The organism is Phormidesmis sp. 146-33, from assembly GCF_052939515.1.
In genome coordinates, this window is record NZ_JBJPHU010000186.1 from 1 (window position 1) to 8,313 (window position 8,313).

An 8,313-nucleotide genomic window follows, 5' to 3' on the forward strand; every position below is an offset into this window, starting at 1 on the left:
ACCGCAATCCTGGTTGTTGAGGGGCAGATCATCAATTTGAACGTTGCAGAAGCGCTCAACAGGAGTCGTCACCCTGATCGCGCTTGAGTCAATCAGGTTAGCTCTACTATTTCGTTTCATCAGGGTCACAGTCTGGCCGCTACAGTCTTGACTTATCTTGATTGAGCATACTGGGCTACCTGGGTTCTTGATTCTCATAATGGTCACTCTTCATGCACCCTTGAATTGTTTGAAGGTAGTTACAAACTCAGGAACTCTGGTTTCAGCGATCGCCGATCTGACAAAAATTACCTTACCGATCTTGATGCACAGATCTTGGTAGAGGGAAGCTGGAAAGCTACATCTTACACTACTCGGCTTCTTACTTAGATTTAACCATACTACCGAGGTAAGTAAAGTGAGTTTTGCTACCTTTATACAGCTTGCATCTCAAGGGAATCCTTGACTACTCAAGATCACTAGTTAAGCACACAAGTTAGAAAAAGACTCAAGACAAGAGCGAGTGCCAAACTTGATGCAGCGCGATCTTTCACTTCAAACGGTGAGCAAAAATTGCAGGAAATAAGCTGGCTTCTGATAAATGATGACTATTTTAGGCGCATCACAATTAGATACTTGAAGTATTAACTCCGACCTGAAGTAATTTATATAGTTTTAACCTAAAAAAACAAATCAGATCCACAATTTAAGCCTGATATAGTGACGAGGCAATGATTGTTAATTTTTAGCTCACTCACTGCGGATAAAAAGCGATGATAAAAAACGGCAAAATCTTCACCTTTCGAGAGGGTTTTGATGAACTTAAGATCGCCTATTCTCCCTTTTTCTTACTCTTAAAAGCCAGACAATTAGATTGCAATGCTGCATCACAGAAGAAACTTGTCGAGTTTGCCAGTTAGCTTGATCAACCGCTCAACAACTTTTCTATCTCCGTACAACGTGATCATTCTTTGAACCTGGAAACTGTCCTGTACGGTGCAATGACAGGGTGAAATCGTATTAGAATGCTCCTTTCATGGTCATCCGGTTTCTTCTGTGTCGTCCCCCTTTACCCGCATGTCGCAACGCCCTCATCAAATCAAGCGAAAACGAGGAATCATCCTAAGCTCAAAAGGGTGGCAACGATTGCAGACCGCAGAGCAACGATCGGTCAGCCAAAGCAATTTTGGAAAGCCCTATACGCTGCAAGAATTGAGCGATCGTACCGGACTTAGCCCCAACACGTTGGCCCGGGTGAGAAGTCGCAAGGTTGCGGTCGATCAGCAGACGTTAGAAAATTACTTTCGGGCGTTTGACCTGACGTTAGGAGCCGAAGATTATGCGGACTCAGACTCCCTGGGGGGAAATCGGCAGCAAGTATTGTTGAGTGGTCAACTACCGCTAGACTCCAACTTTTATGTCGAACGGCCCCCGATCGAGACATTGGCCTACGACACCATTCTTCAACCAGGGGCGTTGTTGAGAATTAAAGCCCCCCGCCAAATGGGAAAAACTTCCCTCGTCGCCAGAGTACTTTCTCAAGCCAGAGATCAGCGATTTGCTACGGCCATTTCCAGCCTGCAACTGGCCGACTCGACTGTGTTCACTGATCTAAAGCGCTTTTTGCAGTGGTTTTGTGCCGTTGTCACTCAGAGCCTGGGCCTCCCCAACCAGCTAGAGAAGCATTGGGACGATCTGTTTGGCAACAGCTACAACTGCACCAACTACTTTGAGAACTACATTTTGTCAGAGGTCGAGACCCCATTGGTGCTGGCGTTTGATGAAGTCGATGTGGTGTTTGAATATCCCGAAATTGCCACCGATTTTTTTGGCATGTTGAGAGCCTGGTACGAAAAAGCCCGCTATGGCGATGGTAGAAGTGATCTCTGGCAAAAACTGCGCCTCGTGCTGGTGCATTCTACCGAAGTCTACGTGCCGCTAAATATGCACCAATCGCCCTTTAATGCGGGGCTGGCGATCGAGCTACCAACCTTTACCCAAGAGCAAATCTGCGATCTGGCCCAGCGATATGGACTAGAACAACCCGAAACCTGCGCTGACGACTTGCTGACGCTGGTGGGGGGCAGTCCTTATCTGGTACAGTTGGCGCTGCATCACCTCAGTCTAGAAGAGGTCACCCTCGAACAACTCAACGAAAACGCCATCTCCACCGAAAGTATTTATAGCCCCCATTTGAGAAACCTGCTGTGGGATTTGCAGAAATACCCCGAACTGGTAGAGGCGCTCAAGCGAGTTGTGTTGTCTCCGACCCCGATCGAGCTAGAAGCCGTTCAGTCTTTCAAACTTCAAAGCAAGGGGTTGGTCAAGATTCGCGACCAGCACGTTGTACCAAGCTGTCACCTGTATCGCAAATACTTTGCCCAGTCATTGGCGGTGAGCTAGAAAAGTTTTGAGTAAAGATAGAGGAGCTTGGACTTTAGACTTTAGACGTTGAACTGTAAACTTTAGACTTTAGACCTGGGACTGAAAATCAATGACCGAAGACTAGACCTCCTGCGCGAATCCGGAAACGCCCCCCAAATCCCCCACAAGTGAGGGACTTTGAGCCAAGACTTGCGGTTTCAAAGTCCCCCAGAATGGGGGATTTAGGGGGCACAAGCCGACCCAAACGGAGCAAGACCTAAGCGGCAGGTGACATCGAAAATTCTATTCACGCAGGGGGTCTGCTGAATACTAAACTCCAGCGTCCAAAGTCCAGCGTCCAAAGTCTACAGTTTAGCGTCTACAGTCCAGCGTCCAGATCAAAACTTAAAGCTTCTCCTATGGTCGCATCTCAGCTTCCCGTCTCTCGCTATCAAGTTGGCGGCAGTCTTCCACCTAATGCGCCCAGCTACGTTAAGCGTCGAGCCGATGATGACCTGTATGTGGCGTTACAGCAGCGAGAATTTTGCTATGTCTTTAACGCCCGACAAATGGGAAAGTCAAGCTTGCGGGTGCAGACGATGCAGCGACTCCGCGAAGAGGGAATCTTTTGTGGCGTAATTGATATCACCGCGATCGGCACCCAACAAGTCACCGCAGAACAATGGTACGCCTCGATCGCCGCTTCTCTGGTCAGCAATTTTCAGCTAAAGGTCAATCTGGGAAGCTGGTGGCGCGATCGCACCCATCTCTCTCTGGTCAATCGGCTGAGTGATTTTTTAGAAACCATTCTTCTCGCTCAGGTGACGCAAGATATCGTAATTTTTATTGACGAAATTGACAGCGTGCTGGGCTTAAAGTTTCCGACGGATGACTTTTTTGCGCTGATTCGGGCCTGCTACAACAAACGCGCAGAACAGGCTATCTACAACCATCTCAGCTTTGCCCTCTTGGGGGTCGCCACGCCCACCGATCTGATCACCGACAAAACACGAACGCCTTTTAACATCGGACAGGCGATCGAGCTAGATGGCTTTCAATTGTCGGAGGCGGCTCCGTTGCTCCCGGATCTGATTAGCGTCGTCAGTCACCCCAAGGCTGTGTTGCAGCAGATTTTAAATTGGACGGGCGGCCAGCCGTTTTTGACGCAAAAAATGTGTCAGATCGTTGTACAAGAACTGGGAGGCGCAGAGCCAGCCGCTCAATCTACTCAACCGCTAACCGCTCGACTCGAACACATCTTTCACAGCCGCATCATTCACAACTGGGAAACTCAAGACGAGCCAGAACATCTGAGAACGATTCGCGATCGCCTCTTGCGAAACCAACCTCAGTCGGGCCGACTTTTGGGACTCTATCAACAAATTCTTCTCTCGCCGCCCGCTGCTCCCGCCGACTCGCCCACGTTTAGAACCAGTCATCAGGGCATTCCCGCCGATGGCAGCCGAGAACAGGGAGATTTATTGCTGTCGGGTCTGGTTGAAAAACATCAGGGACAGTTGAGAATCAAAAACCCCATCTATGAAGCGGTCTTTAACCTCGAATGGGTCGAGCGACAACTGGCAAAACGGCGGCCCTACGCAGAGGCGCTGACGGGATGGCTGAATTCTGGCTGTGCGGACGATTCTCGACTGTTGCGAGGTCAAACGCTGCTGGATGCTCAACTGTGGGCACGGGGAAAAAGTCTCAGCGACCAGGACTATCAGTTTTTGGCGGCCAGTCAGGATCTCGATCGCCAGGAAGTCCAGAAAACCCTGGAAGCAGAACGGCTCAAAGAAGTGCAGGCTCGCCTCAAAGAACAGCGCACTCACCTCAAACGACAACGATCGCTGCTGGCGCTGATGAGTGTCTTATTGGTGGTGGCGATCGGGCTGGCGATGGCGACGTTTTGGCAATCTCGTCAGGCAACTCTAAGTGAAATTCGGGCGAGTGCGACATCTTCGGATGCGCTGTATGCGTCTGATCGACGGTTTGATGCGCTGATGGCGGCTATTCAGTCCAAGCGCCGACTTCAAACTGTTTATGAACATGACCCTGAAACCGAGGAAAAAGTCGAAACCGCTCTGCAACGATCGATCTATGGCGTGGTTGAGTCCAATCGCTTCTCAGTCGGAACGGGCGTTTTGGGGGTGGCGTTTAGTCCCGATGGGCAGACGATCGCCTCTTCTGATTCAGACAATGCGATTAAGCTGTGGCGACCCGATGGCACGCTGTTAAAAGACCTGCATGGGCATGGGGGAGCCGTCTACAAAGTCACGTTTAGTGCCGATGGACAAATGATCGCGTCAGCCAGCTTAGACAACACGGTGAATCTCTGGAAGCGCGACAAAACGGGAAGCTTCACCACCCCCTATCGCACGCTCAGAGGACATGTTGGGCCCGTTTGGGATGTCGCCTTTAGCCCCAATGGTCAGCTAGTCGCCTCGGCCAGCGCAGACAACACGATCAAACTGTGGCGATCGGACGGGACGCTGATTTTGACCCTCAAATCCCACAATTCTCCGGTGTGGAGTGTCGCCTTTAGTCCCGATGGAGGCACGATCGCGTCAGCCAGCGCCGACAATACGATCCAGCTTTGGCGACAGGATGCCGGAAAGTTTTCACCTCAGCCCTTTAGAACGCTCTTAGGGCACGAGGCGGCCGTTTTGGGAGTGGCGTATAGTCCCGATGGGGCGTTTATCGCGTCGGGCAGTGAAGACAACACGGTGAAGTTGTGGCGGTCAGATGGCACGCTGCTTCACACGCTGAGAGGGCACACGGCAGGCGTAAACGAGGTTGCCTTTAGTCTGGATAGTCAACTGATCGCGTCTACCAGCGTCGATAACACGGTGAAGTTGTGGAAGCGAGATGGTTCACTTTTGACGACGCTCAAGGGGCACTTGTCGGGGGTGTATAGCGTGGATTTTAGTCGAGATGGGTTGATGTTGGCGACGGCGGGGGCAGATAGCACAGTCCGTTTGTGGAAGCCGCGATCGACCCTGCTCAAGACGCTGAATGGTCACAGTTCTGTGGTTTGGGGTGTGGCGTTTAGCTCTGATGGGCAAACGATCGCGTCAGCGGGGTCGGATAAAAGCGTGAAACTCTGGAAACCTGATGGCACCGTTTCAAAAACCCTCAAAGGACACAGTGCGGCGGTGAATAAAGTAGCGTTTAGCCCGGATACGGCTCCGACGAAAATTTTGGCTTCTGCCAGTGACGACACGACGATCCGACTGTGGAAGCTCGATGGCACTGCGTTGAAAACTTTTAAGGGACACGGCGCGGGAATTATGGCGATTAAGTTTAGTCCTGATGGACGGACGATCGCTTCGGGCAGCGACGATACAACGATCAAACTGTGGAAGCTAGACGGCACCCTGTTGCAAACCTTGCAAGGACACAAAGCTAGAATTCTCGATTTGGCCTTTAGCCCGGATGGGCGTTGGTTAGCGTCTGCGGCAGGTGACGGCAAAGTACAACTCTGGAAGCGAAATTCGGCAGGGCAGTTTTTGAGTCGGCCAGACAAAACGCTTTTAAACGGCAGCTCAACCGTGTGGGGAGTGCAGTTTAGTCCCACTGGAGAGGCGATCGTTTCAACTGACAGCGAGGGGACGATCCAACTCTGGACACAGAATGGTCAGGGTCAATTTCTCGATCAACCTCGCAAACTGACTTCTGGGAGCCATGCGCTGATTCGAGTAGACTTTAACCCCACAGGGCAGGTGATCGCCGCTTCGAGTATGGATGGCACCGTCAAACTCTGGAGTATCAATGGCACGCTTTTGACGACGCTGACGGGACACCGGGGCACGGTTTGGGATGTTGCTTTTAGCCACAATGGCCGATTGTTGGCTTCTGCAAGTGATGATCAGACGGTGATTTTATGGGACTTGTACCGAATTCTCAATCTAGACTTGCTGAAATATGGCTGTGACTGGGCGCGAGATTATTTAAGGACGAATGGGGAGGTGGAGGCGAGGGATCGATCGCTTTGTGAGGGATGAGGGATGAGGGATGAGGGATGAGGGATGAGGGATGAGGGACGGGCTTTAAAGCTAGGTTTGAAAATATTTACAACGGCTCAGTGAGTTTACGGGAGAGTCATGCATCACAATGGTTCCGTGGGACTGTTGAAGGTGGACTTGTAGAATCGGCTGAGTCTCGTCAGGTTGTTCATATTTCGTCGAGATTTTTGGAGTGAATATGTCAAATCCCGGATGGTCTGATCCAGTGCGTCGTCCGTTGCCTGTGATTTTGGTGCGCGGCTTTGGGGGGACGGATACCGTTGATGAGCGGCGACTCACCTATCAAGGTTTTAACGATGGGAGCGTCTACCCACAAAAACGTGGCGAAAATTACATCTATGAGGGGCTGATTCTGCGGTTTATCAAGTCTGACTGGCGCTATCACGATGCGACTAATGTGGTCGGTTATTATGCCAACCAGATGATGGCTCCTCCGGTGATTCCTGAAGCGCTGAAGGTGTTTGATCCGAGCTTTTTTCAAGGGAAGGTGATTATCGACCCGGCGATGGCGTTGAAACTGCTGCGATCGACGGATGATCCCTGTCATAGTTTGTGGGTGTTTCGCTACTACGATTTGTGCGATCGCCGATTCTCTGTTTATGGGGAGGCGCTGGTGCGGCTGATTGAGTTTATTCGCGCTCTAATTGCGATTAAGCAGGAGTGTACGCCCAAGGTCAACATTATTGCTCACTCGATGGGCGGTCTGGTGGTGCGAGAAGCGATTCAACGGGCGTATCCCAAACGGGGCGCATTGGCAGCCGATCGCGCCATCAACAAAATCGTTACGCTCGGAACGCCCCACAAAGGTATTTCTTTTCAACTGGTGCGAGAGTTTCGCTGGCTAAATTTAGAGTCGTCAAACGAGATAGAACACTTCAACCCTGACAACCAGAAAGATCCCAAGAACGATGCAGCCTATGTGAATTTCTCAAAGCACTTTCCGCTCGATCGCTTGCTCTGTGTGGTGGGGACAAATTATCGCTCTTACGCCAGCCAGGGTGCGGCAGTGTTAAATCGTTTGTTTGCGGCGGCGGGAGAAGATGGGCTGAACTACAATCGCAGCGATGGGTTGGTCAAACAGTTTTCTGCTCAGATCGAAGGGGCCCCTCGGACATTTTTGCACAAGCCACATGGGGGATTTGATTCGTTAATTAGCGCTCGTGAATCGTTTGAGGTGGCAACCAGATTCTTTTTGGGCGATGTGCGATCGCGCCTTCGTCAGGTCAGCGCTCAGATCAAACGGGGCTTTGATTTGTTTGGCAAAAGTGAGATCTTTTTGGGCGTGTCAGTTAAGCCACGGGGCGTTGATTTTGAGTTGTTTCACCAAAGTAAAGAGGGCGAAAATTGTTATGGGCCGTTTCGGTCAGCCGACTTTAGCGAAGACGCTAGCAAGCTCTCGTTTCCTTGGGCAGACGACGATCGCCTGATTTGGGAGGGCTTTTTGAATACGGGTTCGAGCGTGACGCAAACGGACTTAGTAATGCGATTAGAATTTTACGTGGGCGAGCGGGATTTGTTTGGGTTGGGCTTTTCTGACAATCTTGTATTCTCCAAACAGTATTATGTGCGGGCAATTTTGCAGCCGACGCTTCAGCTATATCTCTATACGGGCGAAGAGTTTGCGGATGGAGAGGATGATCTCAAAAGCGCAACCCCCATGCGAAAAGTAGACGGCGGCTGGGAGTTTGATATCGGTGGCACCGGATTTTCTGGCACCTATCGGATCGAAGTCGATCGTATTCCCGAAGAAGGTCAGCCTGTACGATTTGTGTAGAAATCTGTCCGTTAACCCCAGAGACTTTGGACTCAATTCTAAACGAGGGATAAAGTCTGCATTCTGTCTGGTTTAACTGATCCATGTAAGGCGATCGCAGTTATTTTGACGATCGCTTTAATTCGATCGGGGCGATCGGTTGGTTCGAGTCAGCCATGATTCAAGTGATGTGAG

3 protein-coding genes are annotated in these 8,313 nt (G+C 50.8%); all 3 read left to right on the forward strand.

All coding sequences use genetic code 11. The annotated features are described in order from the left end of the window. Positions 1-1,056: 1,056 nt before the first annotated feature. The gene (locus tag ACJ2PR_RS34015; protein WP_446857302.1) at positions 1,057-2,382 is read left to right on the forward strand and encodes an AAA-like domain-containing protein; all 1,326 of its coding nucleotides are present in this window, start codon (positions 1,057-1,059) and stop codon (positions 2,380-2,382) included. 380 nt (positions 2,383-2,762) lie between these two features. Then, positions 2,763-6,344, forward strand: a complete 3,582-nt coding sequence (locus ACJ2PR_RS34020) for a WD40 domain-containing protein (protein WP_446880366.1) — start codon at positions 2,763-2,765, stop codon at positions 6,342-6,344. Between the two features lie 199 nt (positions 6,345-6,543). Beyond that, positions 6,544-8,139, forward strand: a complete 1,596-nt coding sequence (locus ACJ2PR_RS34025) for an esterase/lipase family protein (RefSeq protein ID WP_446880367.1) — start codon at positions 6,544-6,546, stop codon at positions 8,137-8,139. Positions 8,140-8,313: the final 174 nt, after the last annotated feature.